General features: G+C 72.0%; 18 protein-coding genes. 7 read left to right on the top strand and 11 right to left on the bottom strand.

What is annotated here, in order from left to right; genetic code table 11:
- Position 1: 1 nt before the first annotated feature.
- The gene (locus tag ABFJ78_RS26880; RefSeq protein ID WP_436389306.1) at positions 2–1,162 is read right to left on the bottom strand and encodes an exonuclease SbcCD subunit D; all 1,161 of its coding nucleotides are present in this window, start codon (positions 1,160–1,162) and stop codon (positions 2–4) included.
- A 43-nt stretch (positions 1,163–1,205) separates the two neighbouring features.
- The gene (locus ABFJ78_RS26875) at positions 1,206–2,948 is read right to left on the bottom strand and encodes an ATP-binding protein (RefSeq protein WP_436389304.1); all 1,743 of its coding nucleotides are present in this window, start codon (positions 2,946–2,948) and stop codon (positions 1,206–1,208) included.
- 509 nt (positions 2,949–3,457) lie between these two features.
- On the opposite strand from ABFJ78_RS26875, the gene ABFJ78_RS26870 reads away from it, so the two are divergent.
- From ABFJ78_RS26870 to ABFJ78_RS26845, 6 genes are all read left to right on the top strand, one after another.
- A complete protein-coding gene (locus ABFJ78_RS26870) occupies positions 3,458–3,685 on the top strand; it encodes an RNA polymerase sigma factor (RefSeq protein WP_436389301.1) in 228 nt (75 codons plus the stop codon).
- A 143-nt stretch (positions 3,686–3,828) separates the two neighbouring features.
- Complete coding sequence (locus ABFJ78_RS26865; protein ID WP_436389698.1) at positions 3,829–4,449, top strand: sigma-70 family RNA polymerase sigma factor; 621 nt, start codon at positions 3,829–3,831, stop codon at positions 4,447–4,449.
- A 968-nt stretch (positions 4,450–5,417) separates the two neighbouring features.
- Positions 5,418–6,248, top strand: a complete 831-nt coding sequence (locus ABFJ78_RS26860; protein WP_436389299.1) for an HU family DNA-binding protein — start codon at positions 5,418–5,420, stop codon at positions 6,246–6,248.
- A 681-nt stretch (positions 6,249–6,929) separates the two neighbouring features.
- On the top strand, positions 6,930–7,121 hold the full coding sequence (locus tag ABFJ78_RS26855) for a hypothetical protein (protein WP_436389296.1): 192 nt from the start codon (positions 6,930–6,932) through the stop codon (positions 7,119–7,121).
- Between the two features lie 154 nt (positions 7,122–7,275).
- The gene (locus ABFJ78_RS26850) at positions 7,276–7,686 is read left to right on the top strand and encodes a histone-like nucleoid-structuring protein Lsr2 (protein ID WP_436389294.1); all 411 of its coding nucleotides are present in this window, start codon (positions 7,276–7,278) and stop codon (positions 7,684–7,686) included.
- Positions 7,687–7,846: 160 nt separating this feature from the next.
- Positions 7,847–8,095: a hypothetical protein gene (locus ABFJ78_RS26845; RefSeq protein ID WP_436389292.1), complete on the top strand. Its 249-nt coding sequence runs from the start codon at positions 7,847–7,849 to the stop codon at positions 8,093–8,095.
- Between the two features lie 157 nt (positions 8,096–8,252).
- Here the strand turns inward: ABFJ78_RS26845 and ABFJ78_RS26840 are convergent, their stop codons facing one another.
- The 8 genes from ABFJ78_RS26840 to ABFJ78_RS26805 all read right to left on the bottom strand — a co-directional run bounded on the left by ABFJ78_RS26840 (position 8,253) and on the right by ABFJ78_RS26805 (position 18,211).
- Positions 8,253–8,921 carry an HU family DNA-binding protein gene (locus ABFJ78_RS26840; RefSeq protein ID WP_436389291.1) on the bottom strand — a complete coding sequence of 223 codons (669 nt, stop codon included), beginning with the start codon at positions 8,919–8,921 and terminating at the stop codon, positions 8,253–8,255.
- Positions 8,922–9,234: 313 nt separating this feature from the next.
- Positions 9,235–10,137: a hypothetical protein gene (locus ABFJ78_RS26835; protein WP_436389289.1), complete on the bottom strand. Its 903-nt coding sequence runs from the start codon at positions 10,135–10,137 to the stop codon at positions 9,235–9,237.
- Between the two features lie 17 nt (positions 10,138–10,154).
- Positions 10,155–10,967 carry a DUF3592 domain-containing protein gene (locus ABFJ78_RS26830; protein ID WP_436389286.1) on the bottom strand — a complete coding sequence of 271 codons (813 nt, stop codon included), beginning with the start codon at positions 10,965–10,967 and terminating at the stop codon, positions 10,155–10,157.
- A gap of 10 nt (positions 10,968–10,977) precedes the next feature.
- Positions 10,978–11,505: a hypothetical protein gene (locus ABFJ78_RS26825; RefSeq protein WP_436389283.1), complete on the bottom strand. Its 528-nt coding sequence runs from the start codon at positions 11,503–11,505 to the stop codon at positions 10,978–10,980.
- 52 nt (positions 11,506–11,557) lie between these two features.
- Positions 11,558–14,572 (bottom strand): hypothetical protein, encoded by a 3,015-nt coding sequence (locus ABFJ78_RS26820; RefSeq protein ID WP_436389281.1) that lies wholly within the window; start codon positions 14,570–14,572, stop codon positions 11,558–11,560.
- Position 14,573: 1 nt separating this feature from the next.
- On the bottom strand, positions 14,574–15,608 hold the full coding sequence (locus ABFJ78_RS26815) for a hypothetical protein (protein ID WP_436389279.1): 1,035 nt from the start codon (positions 15,606–15,608) through the stop codon (positions 14,574–14,576).
- Positions 15,605–16,897, bottom strand: coding sequence for a hypothetical protein (locus tag ABFJ78_RS26810; RefSeq protein ID WP_436389276.1), 1,293 nt, complete (start codon positions 16,895–16,897; stop codon positions 15,605–15,607). The genes ABFJ78_RS26815 and ABFJ78_RS26810 overlap by 4 nt, the downstream gene beginning before the upstream one ends.
- A 30-nt stretch (positions 16,898–16,927) precedes the next feature.
- Complete coding sequence (locus tag ABFJ78_RS26805) at positions 16,928–18,211, bottom strand: glycosyltransferase 87 family protein (protein ID WP_436389275.1); 1,284 nt, start codon at positions 18,209–18,211, stop codon at positions 16,928–16,930.
- 263 nt (positions 18,212–18,474) lie between these two features.
- Here ABFJ78_RS26805 and ABFJ78_RS26800 point away from each other — a divergent pair, with 263 nt between their 5' ends.
- Positions 18,475–19,596, top strand: coding sequence for an acyl-CoA dehydrogenase family protein (locus ABFJ78_RS26800; RefSeq protein WP_436389272.1), 1,122 nt, complete (start codon positions 18,475–18,477; stop codon positions 19,594–19,596).
- A 69-nt stretch (positions 19,597–19,665) separates the two neighbouring features.
- On the opposite strand, the gene ABFJ78_RS26795 is transcribed toward ABFJ78_RS26800, so the two are convergent.
- Positions 19,666–20,823, bottom strand: coding sequence for an epoxide hydrolase family protein (locus tag ABFJ78_RS26795; protein ID WP_436389269.1), 1,158 nt, complete (start codon positions 20,821–20,823; stop codon positions 19,666–19,668).
- Between the last annotated feature and the right edge of the window lie 40 nt (positions 20,824–20,863).

The following is a 20,863-nucleotide window of genomic DNA, read 5'->3' as shown; positions in this document are numbered from 1 at the left end:
GTCACACCCCGCTCGTCTCTTCGTCGTGCAGCCGCGCGAAGAGCGACTGGACGCGCTTGTCCTCGACCGTCCGCTCTTCGCAGTAGCTCGCGAACAGCTCGCCCGGCGAACGGTCCGCGACCGCGCGCTCGCCGCCCGAAGTCGTCACCGGGGCGGCGAACTCCGGGTCGATGCGGATTTCCAGGGCACCGGGCAGGGCTTCCTGGATCTCTTCGCGCAGCCCGGCCCTGGTCGCTTCGCGGACGTAGACGCGGAGGTAGTCCTCGCCGAACTCCTCCTTGCGGCCGACGAGTTCCGCCACCGTGCCGTGGACGGTCCGCAGCCGGCGCCCCTTGGTCATCGGGATTTCGGTGATCTTCGCGGGCGTCGTCGGCGTGACCTCGACCGCCAGGACCACGCTCTTGTTGTCCTGCTCACCGAAGTCGACCGCGAACGGCGAACCGCTGTAGTGCACCGGGCACGCGGCGGGCAGCGACTGGCGCCGGTGCAGGTGGCCCAGCGCCACGTAGTGCGGGTCGGCGCCGAACGCCGTGGCCGGCACGTGGTACTCGAAGATGGACTGCGCCGCGCGCTCGCCGCCGCCCATCGTCCCGCCGGTCACCGTCAGGTGCGCCATGACGAGGTTCACCGCGCCGGCGGAGAACCCGGTCTTGAGGTGCTCCAGGATGTCGCGCACGCGCTGGTCGTACTCGCCGACGTTGTCCGCCGGGGTCCCGGTCAGCAGTTCGGCCGCGCGGACCGCGTAGCGCTGGGAAAGGAAGGGCAGCACGGCGATGTTGACGCGCTCGCCCGTCGACCGCGCGTCGAACGAGTGGACACCGCCGTCGTGGACCGGGCGCGGGTCGCCGGTGAGCTGGATGCCCGCAGCCTTCAGCAGCGGGCGGTAGGCCTCGAAGGTCGCGGCGTGGTCGTGGTTCCCGGCGATGGCGACGACCTCGGCACCGGTGTCGCGCAGCGCCATCAGGGCCCGCACCACGAGCTCCTGCGCGGCCGCGGACGGCGCCGACGTCTCGTAGAGGTCACCCGCGACGAGGATCGCGTCGAACTGCTCGTCCCGCGCGATCCGGACGATTTCGCCGAGCACCGCACGCTGCTCGTCCAGGCGGTTGCGGCCCTTGAGCGTCTTGCCGACGTGCCAGTCGGAGGTGTGCAGGAACTTCACGCTTCGTCCTTCCGTTCTTCCGTGCGGGCGGCGGTCGGCGGGCTCAGAACGGCGGCGGGTCGTCGCCGAACGGGTCGCTGCCGCGCGCCGGCAGGCCGGCGAAAGGATCGGACTTCTTCGACGTCGCAGTCGTCTCGGGGATCTTCCCGGCCTCGGAAAGCCGCGTGGCCCAGGCCGGGAACGGGAAGCCGACGGCGATCGGCACCGGGATCTCCGGCTGGCTCACGAACATCGTGCCGGGTGTGGCGAGCGTCGCGCGGACCCGCTGGCTCGCCGGGAGGAAGCCGTATTCGGGACGCGAGGCCTCGGCGGCGTCGAGGCGGCCGACGATCCGCACCGAGCTGTTGCTGACGATCCGGCGCTCGACCTCGGAAGCGGTCTGCTGCGCGCCGATCAGGATGACGCCGAGGGAACGGCCGCGCTCGGCGATGTCGAGCAGCACCTCCTTGATGGGGCTGCTGCCTTCGCGCGGCGCGTACTTGTTCAGCTCGTCCAGCATGGTGAACAGCAGCCCGCCCGGGCCCGCGGCTTCCTTGCGCGCGGTCTCCGCGGCGAGCGTGACACCGACGACGAACCGCTGCGCGCGCTCGACGAGGTTGTGGATGTCCACGACGGTCACCTGCTGGTTCTCCGTGGACAGCTTGCGCGCGGCGTGGTCGGTGAGGTCGCCGCGGATGAGGCCGGACAGGGCGCGCTGGCTGGAGCGCAGGCGGCGGATGAAGGCGTTGACCGTGCCGGCGCCGGTGACCGCGCCCGCCCAGCTCGCGCGGGTTTCCTCGTCGGTGACGCGCTCGCAGATGACGTCGACGAGTTCGGCGTAGGTGCGGCACAGGACGCCGTCGACGTTCGCGGCGCCGTCCTTGCCCGCCGGCGTGCTGTCCAGCCGCAGGCGGTTCGCGACCTGGTGGATGACCATCGTGTACTGGTTGCGCTCGTCCTCGGCGTCGGCGAAGACGTAGGGCAGCAGGTCGCCGGCGCAGAACTCCGCGATGGTCCACCAGAAGGCGCCGACGCCGGAGGTCCGCCCGGTGACGTAAGGCTTCCCCGTGGTGTCCGACGGCGTGGGCGGCGCGTAGAAGCCGACGGAGGCGAAGGGCTCCGCGGGCAGGCCGAGCTTGGCGTACTCGGCCTTGAGGTTCTCGTCGAGGGCGCGGTTCGGGGTGTCGAGGAACAGCAGGTCCTCGCCCTTGACGGAGAAGACGAGGGCCTTGGCGTTGTGGGCGTTCGGCAGGGCACCGCCGCGGAAGATCGAGTGCAGCAGGAACAACGCGAACGACGTCTTGGTGGCGACGCCGGAGACGCCGCTGATGCTGACGTGCGCGCCGCGGGTGCCGTCGAGGAAGTCCATGTTGAGGTAGACGGGTTCGCCGTCCCGCCCCAGGCCGACCGCCACCTGGCGGGTCATGTTGTCGAAGTACAGCGCCTGCGCGCGATCCTCCCCCACGGCGCGCTCGACCTGGCTGCCCGGCTTGGGCGGCACGTAGCACTCGGGCTCGACGCGGGTGGTGGCGATCTCGGCGATCTCCTGCACCTGCGCGGGCAGGACGCCGTCGGAGATCAGGAAGACGTCGCTGCCGAAGCTGGCCCCCTCGTGCCGCGCGCTCACCTGCGTGACGACGCCGTAGGAGGTGACTTCGCCGAGGCCGGGCAGTTGCCTGCGGGTGACGACGACGTCGTCGAGCTGCAGATAGGCTTCCGGATCGATGGCCACGTGGAACTGCAGCGGCGTCGAGTCCTCGGTCCCGGCCACCCGGCCGACCACGGTGGTGAGCGTCTCCTGGTCCACGGTTCTCCCTGTCGCACCCGGGTCTTCCTCCCGCGGCAGACTAGCCCGCCGGACCGACAGTCCCGCGCCCAACACGGCGTTGTGCGTGCTGGGTGCCCGAGACGTCACGCTGGGCCGAACGAGTGAGTTCACCCTGTGGGGAAGATCCTCGGTCACCGCAGGCCTTCTTCCGTCACTTACCGGTGTGAGCGCGACGAAGGAGTCCACGGTGAGCAGACCGGCCGAACAGATGTCCGACACCGCATGGTGCACCAAGTTTTCCCACGGAGCCCTGCCTGCGCCCGAACATCCGGATCCGGCGTGACGGACGGCACCGGTGAACCAGACCGTGCGTTGGCCGAGCGGGCGATGGACCTTCGCAAGCTCTACTACGTCGACCTGGCCAAGTTCGCCGTGAAGCTGGGCACCTCCGTCGTCGACGCGCGGGCATTCGCGGACGACGCGGTCGCCGAACTGGTCGTGCGCCCCCTGAAACACCCCGGCCAGGATCCGGGCAGCTCGGTGACCGTTTGTGTCAGACGACCTGGGGTGCACCGGACCTGCACCTCGAGGCGGTGGAGACGCTCCGCGCGATCGACGCGCTGCCCGAAGACCAAGCCCACGCCGTGACGCTGAGCGTGGCCGGCCACTCGATGGACACCATCGCCGAGATCCTGGACATCTCCGTTTCCGCGGCCAAGAAGCGGGTCTCGCGGGGCCGCAGACGGTTGCTGGCGAATCTCGAAGGGAGGGACTGATGATCAGCCGACGACACGAAGACGAGCTCGACCGGCGCCTGCTCGTCGCGGACGGCTACCTCGACAGTGTTTTCACCCCCGACCTGGACAACGAGGTCCGTACGAAAGCCTTCCGGCGGAACGTCGTCCGGCAGGTCGCCGCCCTGCGCACCGTCGCGGTACCGGTCGCCGTCTCGCGTGGTCCAGCCGGAACCGTCGCCGTCAGCGACGGGCTGGACGAGCCGGTCGCCGCCGCTGTCGAGGGAGATCCCCAGGCAGTGGAGCGGCTGCTCGCGGCCATCCGCCCGTTGGTGGTGCGGTATTGCCGCGCTCGGGTTGGCAGGCAGGAGCAGTCGTTCGCTTCGGCGGACGACGTTGCGCAGGAGGTGTGTCTCGCGGTGCTGACGGCATTGCCCTCGTACCGCGATCAAGGACGCCCGTTCCTGGCGTTCGTCTACGGGATCGCCCAGCACAAGGTGGCCGACGCGCACCGCGCGGCGGCGCGCAACCGAGCCGAGCCGGTGGCCGAGATCCCCGACGAGGTCGACGGCGGGGTGGGCCCCGAGCAGCGGGCGCTGCAAGGTGAGCTGAACGAGCGGATGTCCCAGTTGTTGCAGGTGCTGCCGGACAGGCAGCGGGAGATCGTGGTGTTGCGCGTGGTCGTCGGCCTGTCGGCGGAGGAGACCGCGGACGCGGTCGGCTCCACGCCCGGCGCCGTCCGCGTCGCCCAGCACCGCGCCCTCACGCGGCTGAGAAAGGCCCTGACCGCACAGGAGGTGATCTGAGTGGGCAGGCGAGAACCCGGCCCCCGCCAGGCGGTTCACCGGACGATCGTGGTGGTCGACGTCTCGGGGTACGGGGACGCTCGCCGGACCAGCGAGCATCGGCTGGTCGTCCGGCAGGCGCTGTATCAGGCCCTGCGCCGGGCTTTCGGTGACTCAGGCTGCCGTGGAAGGACTGCTTGCCCATCGACTGCGGCGACGGCGTGCTGATCCTGGTGCCGGCCGAAATCCCCAAAGGGCCCATCGCGGCTTCCCTGCCGCGCGCACTGGCGCGCAGGCTGCAGCGCCACAACGCCCGGCACCGGACGGAGGAACGACTGCGGCTGCGGATGGCCCTGCACGCCGGAGAGGTCGTCCACGACGAGTTCGGCGTTACGGCCCCTTCGGTCAACCATGCCTTCCGCCTGTTGGAAGCGGCCCAGGTGAAGGCTGCTTTGCGGTCGTCCGCGGGGCCTCTCGCCGTGATCACTTCCGCTTGGTTCCACGACGAAGTCGTCCGGCAGACCCCGTCGATCGACACGGCCGCGTCCCTCCCCGTCGAGGTCGCGGTGAAGGAGACCTACGCGATCGGCTGGCTGTCCCTCCCGGGCTCCGCGGCGAGATCCCCGGGGGTCGCCGGCGGGTCCGGGAACCCCCGCCGCTGCGCGGGATCGGGCCCGGCGTGGGCCCGGCCACACGCCGGGTGGCCTCTCGTCGGCGTGTCGCGCAAAAAGTCGCCCAACCGGCCTCGGGTCCTATATGGACGACCACAGTGGACGGCGCCGACACCGGGTTTTGCCTGCTCAGGGCCATGGTCGATGTCCGCGTTCCATTCCGGGCCGTGTCTCACGGACGTCCCTCGGGAGGCGGAACCAGCGCCCTCGCAAGGAAATATTTCGACCCCCGGTTGGATTTTGTGCGGTATTGGTAATACCGTGTGCAGTGTCGGCCGAGATGGGCCGTGACTAGTAGTTCCACTATGGAGGACTGGAATGACGAACAAGGCCCAGCTGATCGAGGCGCTGTCGGAGCGTCTGGGCGACAAGAAGGTGGCTTCGCAGGCCGTTGACGGTCTGGTGGACATCATCATCCGGACGGTCAACAAGGGCGAAAAGGTCAACATCACCGGCTTCGGGGTGTTCGAGAAGCGTGCCCGCGCGGCCCGCACCGCCCGGAACCCGCGTACCGGTGAGGCCGTGCGCGTCAAGAAGACCAACGTGCCCGCCTTCCGCGCCGGCACCACCTTCAAGGACGTCATCTCCGGCAGCAAGAAGCTGCCCAAGGCGACCCCGGTCAAGCGCGCCACCGCGGCGACGACGACCCGCGCGACCGCCACCAAGGCCGCCGCCGCTCCGGCGAAGGCCACCACGACCCGCACCACGCGCGCCGCGGCCGCCAAGCCGGCCACCACGCGTTCGACGACCACGCGGACCCGCGCCACCGCGGCGAAGCCGGCCGCCAAGGCCACCGCCACCAAGGCGGCCCCGAAGACCGCGGCGGCGAAGACCACCGCGGCCAAGGCCACCACGGCGAAGGCGACCACCACGCGGGCGAAGGCCGCCGCCAAGCCGGCCACCACGCGTTCGACGACCACGCGGACCCGCGCCACCGCGGCGAAGCCGGCCGCCAAGGCCACCGCCACCCAGGCGGCCCCGAAGACCGCGGCGGCGAAGACCACCGCGGCCAAGGCCACCACGGCGAAGGCGACCACCACGCGGGCGAAGGCCGCCGCCAAGCCGGCCGCGACCAAGACCGCCGCCGCGAAGAAGACCACGGCTGCCAAGGCCCCGGCCAAGCGCACGTCGGCGGCCAAGAAGAAGTAACTCCCGCTTCACCCCGGAAGGGCCCTGCACCGGCTGGTGCGGGGCCCTTCGGCGTTTCCGGGGAACGGCGTTCAAGGCGTTGAGCGAAGGCGGAACCGGTCCCGGCCATCCGCTCACCGGACTGCGGGTGGAGAGCGGGAGAATTCACGGCCGGGCTCTGCCGCAAGGAACGCGAAGGTGACCGAGCCGGACTCCCGCGGAACCCGGCGCAGCTGACCCAAGCCGGACTCCGGCCACCCCACTCCTGCGCGCTGGTGGAACCAGCCATACTCCGGCAGAACTCCGGCGCAGCCCTGCGCCCTGGGGGAACCGGCCGCACACCGCTGGCACTCCGGCACCGCCGTCCCCATTCCGCTCCTGCGCCCTGGGGGAACCAGCCATACTCCGGCGCAGCCCTGCGCGCCGATGGAACCAGCCGCACACCGCCGGAACTCCCCCACAGCGACCCCACACCCCGCTCTCGCCGCCCAGGTGGACCACAGCGCCGATTGGACTGCATCAAGCCCACAGCGCCCCCAAGCCGCCCGAATGGCCCGTGCGGCCGAACCCCGGCCCCAGGACCGCCATTCCCCACCCCCGTTTCCGCAAATCCTCCCGAAAGAATCGCCCCGCCCCCGACGGTTGCCGTCCCGCCAGGCGGGTAACCACCCACCACGGAATTGCCCCCGGCAAGGAGTTGTGATGGCGGCGAACGACAAGCACGACGACACCCCGGCGGACCTCGCCCGCTCCCGGCAGCACATCAAGGAAGCCAAAGAGGCGGCCCAGGAAGCCGAGCTCGCGGACCCCGTCGAAGAAAGGGCCGACGAGGCGCTCGAGACGGATCCGCCCTACCACCACGGCGAGCAGGGCTCGACGCCGTCCGGGACCTAGCGAGTCCAATCAGGACCACCGAATCGCGGGAAGTCCCCGGGAAATTGCCGTACCGATCCTCGGGTGGATACACTCCACCGGAGAACGTCGGTCATTGTGCAACTTGTCACACGTCACGTTCCCCGGACGCACATCCAGCTTGAGGAGCATTCCCGTGGCCCAGAAAGTCCTCGTCGAGATCCTGGACGACATCGACGGCAGCACCGCTGCCCAGACCGTTCAGTTCGGCCTCGACGGCGTCACCTACGAAATCGACCTTTCGGACGACAACGCCGCCGCTCTGCGCGACGAGCTCGCCCGCTACATCGCGGCCGGCCGGCGCGTCGGCGGTCGCAAGGTGCGCGTCGCCACCGGGCAGTCGACCACGACGAGCACCACCGACCGCGAGCGCAACCAGCAGATCCGCGCCTGGGCGAACGCGAACGGCTACGAGGTCTCCGAGCGCGGTCGCCTGTCTTCCGAGGTGATCGCGGCCTACGAGCAGGCCCAGGTGGCCGAGGCCGAGGCCCCGGCGGCGCCGCGCAAGCGCGCCCCGCGCAAGAAGGTCGCCGCCGCCAAGAAGTAACGGCGGTGGCCGGGAGATCACTGGGGAGAGATCGAGCCGCGCGGCCCGTTGGCGGCAAGGACCACCCGTCCTCGCCGCCAACGGAGGCCATTCCCGCCCGATCACGCGGGCGCGGGCCCCGTTTTGTCACGCGAACCCGACCAGCCATTTCTGAGCGTCGGTGTTGTCGCACTGGAACAGCTGCACGGCCAGCCGCCGCGTCGCCGCGTTGCCCGGCACGCCGACGCAGAAGCCGGTGTCCCGGAACCCGGCTCTGGCCATCAGCGTCACGACGTCCGGCAGCGATCTGCTGCTCCTGAACTGGTCGTTGCCGATCGGCGCGCACTGGTTCTGCAGGAGACGCTCCCCCGAAGCCCTTGACCGGATGCGGCTCGGCGGCGTGCGCGACGCCCGCGCCCAGCACAGCTGAAGGCGGCGGCCTCGCCCGCCGGCCTCCGGGCGCATCCTCCGTCGGCCCGTCGACAGGTCCTCGACAATCCGTCGACAGCCGCCCGAGCGCCGTGACGCGGACACGAAGAAGGGCCCCGCACCAGCCGGTGCGGGGCCCTTCCGGGATGAAGCGGGAGTTACTTCTTCTTGGCAGCGGCCGACGTGCGCTTGGCCGGGGCCTTGGCGGCGGCCGGCTTCTTCGCGGCGGCCGGCTTGGCGGCGGCCTTCGCCCGCGTGGTGGTCGCCTTCGCCGTGGTGGCCTTGGCCGCGGTGGTCTTCGCCGCCGCGGTCTTCGGGGCCGCCTTGGCGGCGGTGGCCTTGGTGGCGGTGGCCTTCGCGGCCGGCTTCGCCGCGGTGGCGCGGGTCCGCGTGGTCGTCGCCCGCGTGGTGGCCGGCTTCGCAGCGGCGGCCCGCGTGGTGCGGGTCGTCGTCGCCTTGGCCGGAGCCGCGGCCGCGGTCTTCGTCGCCGTCGCCCGGGTCGCGGTCGCGGTGGCGCGCTTGACCGGGGTGGCCTTCGGGAGCTTCTTGCTGCCGGAGATGACGTCCTTGAACGTCGTACCGGCGCGGAAGGCGGGAACGTTGGTCTTCTTGACCTTCACGGCCTCACCGGTCCGCGGGTTGCGCGCGGTGCGAGCGGCGCGAGCGCGCTTCTCGAACACGCCGAAGCCGGTGATGTTGACCTTCTCGCCCTTGTTGACCGTCCGGATGATGATGTCCACCAGACCGTCAACGGCCTGCGCAGCCACCTTCTTGTCGTCGCCCAGACGCTCCGACAGCGCCTCGATCAGCTGGGCCTTGTTCGTCATTCCAGTCCTCCATAGTGGAACTAGCCGTCAGGCCCATCGGCCGACATCACACAGAGTATTACCAGGAGGGCACAAAATCCAAACAGGGTGACCCCGAACTCCGTTGTGTCGCCGAGAAAGTCTTCCCGCGTCGCCGGCGACTCCGCTGCCGGCGCGGTGATCCCCGTTCAAGAAGCCCGCTCTGACCTGCGGATTCGCGGCACGCAGCCGGATCGAGTCCATATAGGACGAGTCGGCGATCGATCAGTTGTTCGACCCACGTCATGGAAAACCCAGCCAGCGCAACGAGTGCCCGTGCCCGGGCTCCCGCCGGTCAGCGCGGCGGCACCACGACGGACGCACTGCCACCGGGCCCGGTCGCGGTGATCCGGACGGTCACGGCGTCCGGCCCCCGCACGACGGTGATCTGCCAGGTTCGCGGCCACCCGACGTCGAGCGTGCTCGTGGCCTGGCGGACGAGGTCGGGAACGCGGTCGGCCGGGATTTCCGCCCGGCCGGCCAAGGACTCGATGATCGCGCGCAGCTCCTCCGCGTCCGGGGCGGACTCCCGCGGGCCGACGGTGACCGTGCTGGAACTGGAAGACGGCGGCGGCTCCGGCTCCGGGCCGAACAGCTCCACGCGGAACAGGCCGAGCACGACGGCCGCGCCGACCACCAGCCCGAGGAAGGCGGCGGACGCGAACCCCCATCCCTCGGGCGGCTCCTGGACCAAAGTGGACTCGGGCGCCGGCTCCACGACCGCGCCGGCCGCGCGACGCTCCCACTCCGCCGTCGGGTGCGGGACGACCTCGGCCCGCCACGGCCGGTCCGGCGGGTACTCCACCACGAGGATGTCTCCCGGGCGGTAGCGCGGGAGGTCGACCAGGTTGACGTGGTGGGTGATCCCGGTGCGGAACGACGGCGCGTCGCCCGGTGCGATCGTGAGGACCAAGTCGACCGGGACGTCGCCCGTCTCGGTGCCGCCGGCGCGCAGGCTTTCGATTCTGGCGAGCGCGACCCGCGGCACGATCGCCGCCTCGCGAGCGCGTCGCGGCATACCCGCGATGAAGAGCAGGACGCCGTAGCCGAGCGGAAGTCCCAGGCCGAAGAGGATCAGCGGGACCTTCTCGAGCACGATTCCGGTGACGAACGCGCTCAGCGTCGCCCCGGTGACGACACCGCCGAGCAACCCGCGCACGAGGGCGGCCGGACGGACGGGATCGGGCACAGCGGACATGGACAGCACTCCCGGCGCTAGAAGAGCGACCCCGCCGGATCCGGTTCGACCAGCACGGCTTCCGGGTCTCGGGGGTCGTAGCGGACCCGCACCGCCGAACCGCGGCACGGAGCTTGGAACAAGGGGGTGACCATCGTCGTCACGACCGTGCGTTCCCCGGTCTCCGCCGGGAACCGGACGTGGACGACGAACTTCGGGTGCCCCATGACCCACACGTCGGTGAAGTCCACGTGCGTCACGAAGCCGGTCACCTGACGGCCGTGGTGGCGCAGCGCCTGCTCGCGGTCGTCCGCCTCCGCCTCGCTGAGGAACGCTTGCAGCAGCAGGACGATCATGACCAGTGCCACGAGCGCGGACACCGCCGGCACCACGTACGGCTCGTAGTAGACGACCCAGTCCACGCCGGACCACGGCTCGGCCTTCCCGTCGAGGAACGGCAGCCGCTGCCCCACCGACTCCGGCGGCGTCCACGAGGGGATCGCCACGCCGCTGCCCAGCGCCACGCCCAGGGCCGCGGTCAGCGAGCTCGCCCGGAAGCCGGTGCCCATGCGGTGCAGCGAAGGGCCGGCGGCCCACAGCATCGCGAAGCCGAGCGACGACGCCACTGTGATCGCGGCGGTGAAGAACAGCACGAGCGAAACCGCCGGGCCCGCGTCGGCCCCCCACGCGTCGACGCGGTTCAGCGACATCAGCCGGAAGCCGTCCAGCAGCCCGAGCGCCCCGGACCAGCCCGCGGCGGCCCAGGCGAGCGTCGTCGGCACGCCGAGCAGCCACAGCCGCCACCCGGCCCGGCGTTCCGGCCGGCGGAACCCGGCGGCGAATCCGAACACGGCGGGCCGCCTAGTCGATCGGGCCGAACACGGCGACCTTCGCCGGGTCGGCCGGGTCGACGCGGGCCTCGTGCCGGGTGCCGGGCGCGTACTGCTGGATCGTCGCGAGCGGGGTGATCAGCGGGGTGACGGTCCGGTAGGTGGTTCCGTCGGCGCGGGTGACCTCCAGCGTCGCGGTGTACCGCGCCTGCCCGGCGACGGTCCGGTCGGTCGGCTCGAGCGCGCGGACCACCAGCGTGGCCGGCTCGCCGGTGTCGTACAGGCGCCGCAGCTGCGTGCCGTAGGCCTGCAGTTCCTGTTGCTGGCGCAGCTGCTCCTCCGGCGGCAGCGCCAGGAACTCCGCCATCGCGGGGTCGGCGTGCATGCTGCGGAACGCCTGCGCGGCCAGCTGCGGCGTCGGCAGCTGCGGGGTGATGTCGTACCCCTCGGCCGCCGCCGCCCGCCGGAACTGCTCCGCGTGCTGCTGGAACTGCTGCGCGCCCCGGGCCGCGCCCTGCTGCGTCGCCTCGTTGACCTTGTCGCGGATCTTCTTGAACATCGGTCCTGCCTTTCGCTGTGCGGTACGCACACAGCTTCGGCGGGACGCGCTGCTACCGAACCCGGGTTTGCCCGTCGTCGGAGGCGTCGAGGCAGGTCAGGGCCGCCCAGAACACCGGCGAGCGGGCCGGTTCGGGCCGTTCGCGCCACCGGGCGAGCCGGCCGCGCTGCCACGCGCACAGCTCGGTGACCGGGTCGTCGCCGGCGAGCGCCGTGTCGACGGCGATCACCAGTTCGGCCATCGGATCCGCGCCGGGCACCGCGGCCGACGTCGGCAGCGCCCACACCGTCGCGGCCACCAGCCGCGCTCCCGCCGCGACGGCGGCGAGCAGCACGCCGAACGGCTCGGCCAACCCGAAGTCGCCCGCACTGGCGCAGCCGATCAGCGCCACCCGCGCCGGCATCGCGGCCACTTCGGACAGGGCGAGGTCGGCGGCGGTGAACGGCCGGTGCGCGCCGATCGGCTCGGCCGTCCCGGGCAGCTCCGCCGGGCACGAGAGGTGCAACGCGGTCTGCGCGCCGTGCTCGTCGCGGACGCGGCTGACGTGCCCGACGAAGACCAGCCGGGAACACGGCTCGGCCAGCAACCGGACGAGGAGCCGCCGGTCGGTGTCGGTGCGGCGGACCAGGTCGAGCCCCCGCGTGGCGGACGGCCGGACCGGCCCGGTGGCGAGCTGCGCGTCGAGGTGGCGGATCAGCGGCGACGCCGGATTCTGCTTGCCCAGCACGGAACCCAGGTCGCCGAAGGCGCTCTGCCCGGGGATCCGCGGGTCGAGCAGGTACACCGGCGGCCCCGCGTCGGACGGCGGGCGGCGCGGGATTCCGGCGGGCGCCAGCAGGGAAACGTCGGCGACGTCGAGGACGCGGTCGTCGCCGTCGAAGCAGGCGCCCTCTTCACCGGGTTCCAGCACGTGGTCCGGCCGCCGGTCGGGCAGGGCGAGCAGCCCCCACGGCACCGCGGCCAGGCTCGGCGACGGCTGCACGCGCAGGAGCGGGCGCCGTCCGCTCGCGGCGGCGTCCCGCAGCCGCGCGACGAGGTCGGCGGGCAGGAGGTTGAGCGCGAGGATCCGGGCCAGCCGTTGTTCACCGGCGAAGCCACCTAAGGCGTCGAGTGCGCGCCGGACGGCGTCGCCGACGCTTTCCCCTTCGCGCGGTGTCGGCGAAGCGCCGGCGAGGAGTTCGCGAGCCGTCGCGATCAGGGCGGCGTCGACCGGATGGGTGTGGACGGTGTCGAGGTCGTCCGCGGTCCGCCAGCTGAGGTAGGTGTGCCCGGCGTCGGCGTAGCGCAGGACGAACGTCTCGCGGCCGGCCTCGGCGGCGGGCCACGTCGCCACGGTTTCGGTTTCCGGCCGGGGCAAGCCGTACCGCTCGGCGGCGATCCGGAGCCAGCGGTCGAGCCGCATCGGCGACCCGGGAGACCACCGCAGGGCCGGCGGCGGAGCGAGGCGGAGCGGGAGCGACGCCGTGACGGCGCCCAGTGCGGCCAGCGGCAGCCCGGCAGCGGGCGGCTCCGGGGTGGGCAGCGTGCCGGTCAGATCGAGCGCCGGTGCGTCGGCCCCGGTGTAGGCCCCGACCGCGCAGGTGCGCTCGATCAGCTCCGCCGCCAGCCTCGGCTCCTTCAGCCGGGCCAGCAACGCCATCAGCAGTTCGGTCGCCGGGCCGGCGACATCGCGGGCCCAGGCCGTGCGCGCCCGCGGCGACGCGAACTCGAACCGGTAGTCCGCCGCCGCCAGCGCCACCGGGAGCAGGAGATCCAGCACCGCCGGCAGGTCTTCGCCCCGGGCGAAGCCGATCTCGGCCGCCGCGAAGTCCGTGTGCAGGCGCTGCTGCCGGATCCCGGACGCCCGCGCCGATTCCCGCGCGCGCGTCACGTGCTCCTCGGCCGCTGCCCAGTCGCCCTCCGCGGCGGCGCAGCGGGCCAGCGCGACGTCCAGCCGGCGCAGGCCCGGCGCGTCCCCGTTGGCCTTCCAGAGCGCGCCCGCGTGCTCGAACTGGGCGCGGGCCTGCCGGGCGTCGCCGGCGAGCAGCAGCAGCGAGCCCAGCGCGTGGCTCGCCTCCGCGACGTCGCCGGTCGCGCCGGCCGCGGTGAGTTCGTCGCGGGCGGCGACGATCGCGGCCACCGCGCCCGGGAAGTCACCGGCGAGCGCCCGGTCCGCCGCCAGGTCGACGGCGAACTTCGCGGCCGCCGGCCGGCCGTCGTGCTGGGCGTCGAGCCGGACCAGGTCGGCCCGCGCGGCGGCGTCCTCGCCACCGGCCTGACGGAGGCCGGCGCGTTCGGCGCGCGCCATCGCCTGCAGCGACGCGACCTGCTCCCGGACCTCCTCGACACCCGCGATGGCTTCCAGCGACGTGAGGATGTCCTCGAGCGCGGCCAGCGCGCCGGCCGGATCCCCGGCGGCGACCCGCACCCGCGCTTCGAGGATGCGCAGGGTCAGCTCGTCGGCGCCGTGCGGGTCGAGCAGCTCGCGCGGGTACTGCCCCGGCTCGGCCGCCTTCCGCAGCGCCGCCCGGTGACGCTGCCCGGCGATCAGCTCGCGGGCCCGCGTGACGTCACCCTCCTCTGTGGACAGAGAGATGAGCACGCGCTCGGCGACTTCGCGGGAGCCTTCCATCATCCTGATCTCGGCGTACTGTCCGAAGTGGACAACAGCGGCCACGCCGACGCGGAACGCGGTCAGCACCGTCTCGGCGCACCGGCGCGCATTGCGCAGGTCGCCCGCGGAATAGCAGACGGTGGCCAGGTCGCTGACGGCGGCGAGCTCGAGATCGGTCCGGTCGAGCCGGTGCGCGAGCTGCCGCATCCGGCCGTACTCCCGGTGCGCGCCCGCGATGTCCCGGGCCGCGGCGAGCTGCTTGGCCGTGCGCTGGATTTCGAGGGCTTCCGCCAGCAATCCCTGATACTCGGCTTCGGTGAACGAGCACGCGGGCAGCACGCCGTAAGGTGCCGGGTCCAGGCCGAAGTGGACGGCGACGCACCGGCAGTTGTACCCGTGCGAACTCGCTCCGGCCAGTTCGCCCGGCAGTGGCCGGTCCGGCGGGCTCAGCGGCGGCGGCATCCCGGCGAGCACGTCAGAACTCCTCGTCGCCCGCCGCGGCGGCCGCGCGCTCGGCCAGCGTCCGGGCCGCCGGCGGCAGCGCGGCGCGCGCCCGGACGAGCGACACCACCCGGGCCCGGTCCGCCGGCGTCGTCCCGGCGACGTCCTCGGCCGGCACGCCCACGACGAGTCCGATGTGGACGGAGGTCGCCCGGCGGGCCGTGGCGTCGTCCAGGTCGACCGCGCCGGCGAACCACCCCGGCCCCAGGAGCAAGGGGACTTCCGCGAACACTTCGCCGTCGTGGGTCGCGAAGGCCGTAAGGGTCGCGTCGGCGAGCGCACCGGCGACCTCGACCTCGAGCCGGGTGGCCGCCGGAGCGGCGACGATCCGCCAGGTCACCGTGTCCTCCGCGGCGTCGAGGACACCCGGGGGCACCCGCGCCCAGTCGACGCTGGCCCGGCCCTCGGCCACCACGCCGTCCTCGGCCGGCCCGGAGCCGGTGCCCGCGGCCAAGGCGTACGCGCGCTGCCCCGGCGCCACGGCGGCGGCGAGCGCGGCCGCGGCTTCGGCCCGCACGACGTCGTCCCGGTCGTCGAACCACGCCGACAACCTCAGGCACAGGTCGCGAACCTCGTCCGCGACCGCCGTCGCGACGACTCTGCCCGCGGCGGCGTCGAACAGCTCGGCCGGGGTGGCTTCGAAGCCGTCGAGCATGCCTTCCGCGACGTTCTCGACCGCGGCGGTGGCGACGGCCGTTTCGAGGTCCAGCAGCGCCGGGTCCAGTGGCGGCACGCCGAGCGCCGGGCTCGCGGGCCACCACCGGCGGGCCCACAGCAGCAGCGCGAGGGTGGCCAGTTCGGGACGGCCGGGGACGTCGACGTGGCCGGCCGTGATCGCCTCCACAGCAAGTTCCTCACCGACGAGCCGCGTCAGCCACGGCTCCGCGGCGGCCGCGTCGGCGAGCTCGATCCGCATCGACCCGGGCGCTCCGGCGAGCAGGTCGGCCAGGGCGAAACGCACGAGGCCGCCGTCCACCGCGACGACGGGCGTGTGCACCGGGTGCGTCACGACACGGCCTCCAGATCCGGCAGCCGGGCCATGAGCGCGCGGCGCACTTTCGTCCGCAGGTCCAGCGAGGTCGAGCGAACGACGCCGGTGACGAGGTCCCGGACGTCCGCGGCGTCCGCCGGGCGGTCGCCGCGGACGTCGAAGCCGTGCAGCCGGATCCACAACCGGCCGAGGAACTGCTTGGCGAACTCCCGCAGGTCGCGCACGAGCTCGGCGTCGGGCCGCGGGGTGAGCGGAGTGGCGCCCGCCAGTGCGCGGCGGGCGTGCAGCACATAGCCCTCGCGCGCGACCTGGGCGTTGAGCTGCCGCGCGAATCCGGGCCCGCTCGCGGCCGCGACGCCGTCGAGTGGCCGGAGCGCGGGGGCGAGGACGACGCCGAGCGCGAAACAGGTGGCCAGTGCGGGCATCCCGAGCCCGAAGCCGGCGGCGACCCGGGTGAGCTCGTCGTCGACGAGACTTTCGACCGGACCCCGCTCGTCGGCCGGGAGCCGGCGCAGCGTGGCCCGCACCCGACGTTCGACGCTGCGTTCCAGCAGTTCGGGCCCGGTTTCGTCGCGCCGGAGCAACGGCGGGACGGCGGTGCGGTCCCCCCGCTGCAGGCCGAGCTCCGGCCGGCGCGGGAGCACGTCGGCGCCGCCGGGCCGGCGCAGGGCGAGCCCGAGAGCATGCCCGGCGGCGGATTTCGCCAGCACTTGCCACGTCGCGTCGGTGAGGTGGTCGACGAACTCGCCGAGCAGCGCCACGGCGTCTTCCGGCGCCAGGCCGGGATCGGCCTCGGCGTGCCAGCGGCGGTTCAGCTCCGCCGTGAGGTCCGCGGCCACCCGGGGATCGGCCAGGTACGCGGTCAGCCGGGCCACCCCGGCTTCGTCGCCGTGGCCGTGCAGCTCGCGCAACGCCGACGCCGCCGTCTCCGGCGCGTCCGGGCCGGGCATGCCGACGCCCGTCGCGAGCTCGTACGCCAAGGGGAAGCAGACGTCCTGGACGTCGCCCGCGGTGATGCGCAGGGCGCGGCGCTGCCGCTTCAGGTGCGTGAACCACGCGGCCGCCGCCCGCAGCCGGGGCGCGTCGGCCAGCAGGAGCTCGGTGATTTCCGCCGCGGCGGCCGGTTCCAGCAGCGGGCGGCCCAGCCGCGGTCGCGCCGCCGTGCGGAGCACCAGCGGATCGACGATCTTCTTGACGGTCCGGGTCAGCGGACCGCCGTCACCCGACGACAGCACCTCCACCCCGGGGATCCGCGCCCACACCGCCGCGAGGACCGCCGAACGCAGAAGGGGCTCGCTCGATCCCATGACCACCTTCCGCCGACTCTCGACCGCACCCTACCGGCGGTCGGCGATCCGGTCGGTGGGCTCGGGGGCCCGGCTCAGCCGGGGCAGCCACACCGGCAGCAGAGCCAGCGCCACCGCGGTGATCGTCAGGTAGCCGCCCAGGGTGGCGATGATCTCACCGGCCGTCGTCCATTGGACCGGTTCGCCGTTGCCGTCGGCCTGCTGGAGCGGTGGGTAGATCGGGTTGAGGAAGAACGCGCCCGCGGTGGCGATGACGACCGCCGGCAGCACCCTCTTGGCCCGCCAGGCCGCGAAACCCAGCCAGACCAGCGCCGGGACGATCCACACGAAGTGGTGCGGCCAGGACACCGGTGACACCAGCAGCGCGGTGAAGGCCGCGACCAGCAGGCCGATCCGGTCCTGCCCGCGTCGGTACGCCCACACCGCCCCGGTGAGCCCCAGTACCGCGACGGCGACACTGATCGCGAGCACCCACGTCGGTGCGAGCGGCGAGTGGGACAGGCGGGCGAACAGCCCCGACAACGAGTGGTTGATCACCACGTCGCTCACCGAAACGATCCGCTTCGAGTCCATGAACAGCCCGCCGAACCAGTAGGAGGCGGAGTCCCCGGGCAGGACGGCGAAGCCGAGGGCGACCGAACCGGCGAACGCCAAGCAGGCCCGCCCCGCCTCACGGCCGCGCTTGGTGAAGAGCAGGTACACGACGAAGATCAGCGGGGTCAGCTTGAGCCCCGCCGCCAGGCCGATCGCCAAGCCGCGCCACCGCTTCGGCAGCACCGGCGAGAAGTCCAGGAGCACCAGCAGCATCACCAGGACGTTGATCTGCCCGTTCTGGTTGTTGGACCAGACCGGGTCCAGCCGGCTCGCGATCGCCATCCCCACCACGGTCAGCAGCAGCATTTGCCGACGCGTCAGCGAATCCACACTGCGCAGCGCCAGCCAGATCACCGCACCCAGCGCCAGGAAATTCAGGAACAGCCACAGCGTCCCCGAAGCACCCGTACCGAACAATGACAAGGGGACGAACAACAACGCGGCGAACGGGGTGTACGTGAACTGCATGGTGGGAAACGCCGGCGTGTGCACGACCATGTCGTAGAGCGGAACGCCGTGCACGACAGCGTCGCCGCCCGCCCGGTACACCAGGTAGTCGACCTGCCAGTAGATCGTCGAACTCGTCGAAAGCACAGCGAATACGGTGAGCGCCGCCGCGACCACCGTCACGGCCGCAACCGGCAGCAGCGCGCGGACTCCCCTGGCGTTGGCGCGCGAGTCCGCGATGCGGCTCGACGGCGCGAAATCGGTGGCCGACATCAGCAATCTTCTCCCTTGTGACCGCAGTGCAAGCGCTTACTTTCAGTAAAGCAGCGACCGGCTGAACAGCGTGGAAACCGAGCACTGCGGAAGATGTGGGCCTCCGCCGGTCGCTGCGACAGTCGAAAGCGCGCGAATAGCAGATCTCGCCGCGAAATTCGCGCCAATCCTGCGGAAACCGCACAAGAACCGGTCGAACGGGGAGAAAAATGGGAGCTGTCCAGCCATCCGGAGCGGAACTAGCCGGGCGGGCCGCGGAATTGGTGCCATTGCTGCGAGCGAACGCCCTCGGCCACGAACAGAACGGGCGCCTGCACGATCAGACCGTCGACGCGCTGGCCGAGGCCGGGATCTTCCGGATGCGGGTGCCCGCCCGCTACGGCGGCTACGAGTGCGACACGTCCACCCTGGTCGACGTCGGCGTGCACCTCGGCTCCGGCGACGGAGCCACGTCGTTCACCGTCGCCCTGTGGTGGATCACCTCCTGGCTGGTGGGACTGTTCCCGGACGCGGTCCAGGAGGAGGTCTTCGCCACGCCCGATGTGCGCGTGTGCGGCACGCTCGGGCCGACCGGCACCGCGCAACCGTGTGACGGCGGCGTGGTGGTCTCGGGGCGGTGGGCGTTCAACAGCGGTGCCGCGCACAGCCAGTGGAAGCTGCTCGCCGCGATCTCGATGACCGCCGAAGGTCCGGCGCCGATCATGGCCCTCGTGCCGATCGACCAGGTCGAGCTGCTCGACGACTGGCACACCTCGGCGCTGCAGGGCACCGGCAGCGTCACCGCGGTCGCCGAAGACGTCTTCGTGCCGCACGAGCGCGTGCTGGCGATGGGTCCCGTTCTCCAGCAGCAGTACGCGTCCGTGCACAACCGGGACCTGCCGATGTTCCAGGTGCCGCTGATCGCCGCGGTCACGGCTTCCTCGGTCGGCAAGGTGGTCGGCCTGGCGAAAGCCGCCCACGAGGACTTCTGCAGGCGGTCGTCGGAGCGCGGCATCACCTACACCGGCTACACCAGCCAGCGGGAAGCACCCCTGACGCACCTGCAGGTCGCCGAATCGGCGCTGCGCATCGACGAGGCGGAGTTCCACGCCCGCCGCCTGGCGTCCACAGTGGACGAAAAGGGCCTGCTGAACGCGCCGTGGAAGCTCGAAGAACGGGCCCGGGTCCGCGTCACCATGGGCCGGGTGTGCCAGCTCGCGACCGGTGCCGTCGACACGCTCAGCCTGGCCAGCGGCGGTTCGTCCATCCACCGGGCCGTGCCGATCCAGCGAATCCAGCGGGACCTGCACGCCATCGGGGTGCACGCGCTCAACAACCCCCAGGTCAACCTGGAGCTCTACGGCCGGGTCCTCTGCGGGCTCGAACCCAACTCGCCGTACGTCTGATCCGCCCCGGCATCGCACACACGTCAGGGAGCCGGCCCCGGGAAGGGGCCGGCTCCCTGACGTCGTCGTTCAGCCGAGGGCGCGCTTGAAGGCGCGCAAGTCACCGACGAACAGCTCCGGTTGCTCGAGGGCCGCGAAGTGGCCGCCCCGGTCGAACTCGCTCCAGTGGACGATGTTCGGGAAGAACGGTTCCGCGAAACGCCGGATGGCCTGGCCGGGGTCGTGCGGGAACACCGCGACGCCGAGGGGTACCGGCAGCGGAGGCGGCGGTGCGGGCTGCGTCGGCGCGGTCGGCAGCATGGCCGCGTTCTCGAAGTAGAACTGGGCGGCCGATCCCGCGGTCGCGGTGAACCAGTAGATCGCGACGTTGGTCAGCAGCGTGTCCCGGCTGATCGCGTCCTCGGGCACCTTCTCCGAGTCGCTCCACTCCTGGAACTTCTCGATGATCCAGGCCAGCTGCAGGACCGGCGAGTCCGTCAGCCCGTAGGCGATCGTCTGCGGCCGGGTCGACTGGAGCTTCATGTAGGCGGACTGGTCCTCGACGAACTGGGCCAGCTTGCCGAGCCGCCCGAACTCCTGCTCCGTCAGCCCGGCCAGCGCGGCCGGATCCGGCGGCGGGGGCGTCGGCAGGAAGTTCAGGTGCACCCCGGCCACGTGCCCGAAGTCCACGCCGGCGAGCCCGACGCTGATCCAGGACCCGAGGTCCCCGCCTTGGGCGACGTAGCGGTCGTAGCCGAGCCCGCTCATGAGCTCCGCCCACGCCTTGGCGATCCGGGCAAGATCCCAGCCGGGCTCGCCCGTCGGCCCGGAAAAGGCGAAGCCGGGGATGCTCGGAATGACGACGTGGAAGGCGTCCTCCGGTTTCCCGCCGTGCGCACGCGGATTGGTCAGCGGTTCGATGATATCGATGAATTCGACGAACGAACCGGGCCAGCCGTGGGTCAGAATGAGTGGTGTCGCGTCCGGCTCGGGCGACTTCACGTGCACGAAGTGGATATTCGCGCCGTCGATCGTGGTGGTGAACTGGGGGAACGAGTTGATCTTTTCCTCGGCCGCCCGCCAGTCGAAGCTCGTCCGCCAGTACTCGACGAGTTCCTTCAGATAGCCCAGCGGAACACCCCTGGTCCACCCGCTGTCCGGGATCTCGCCGGGCCAGCGCGTCTCGGCCAGCCGGCGATCCAGGTCAATCAGATCTGCATCGGGAATTGCGATGCGGAATGGCTTCATCAACAGCTCCTTCGACAACTGAAAGCGCACGTCTTCCGCA

It is taken from the genome of Amycolatopsis sp. MEPSY49, assembly GCF_051337345.1.
GTDB lineage: Bacteria > Actinomycetota > Actinomycetes > Mycobacteriales > Pseudonocardiaceae > Amycolatopsis.
The sequence above is the reverse complement of the archived record's forward strand: the minus strand, read 5'-3'. Positions and strand labels throughout refer to the sequence as shown.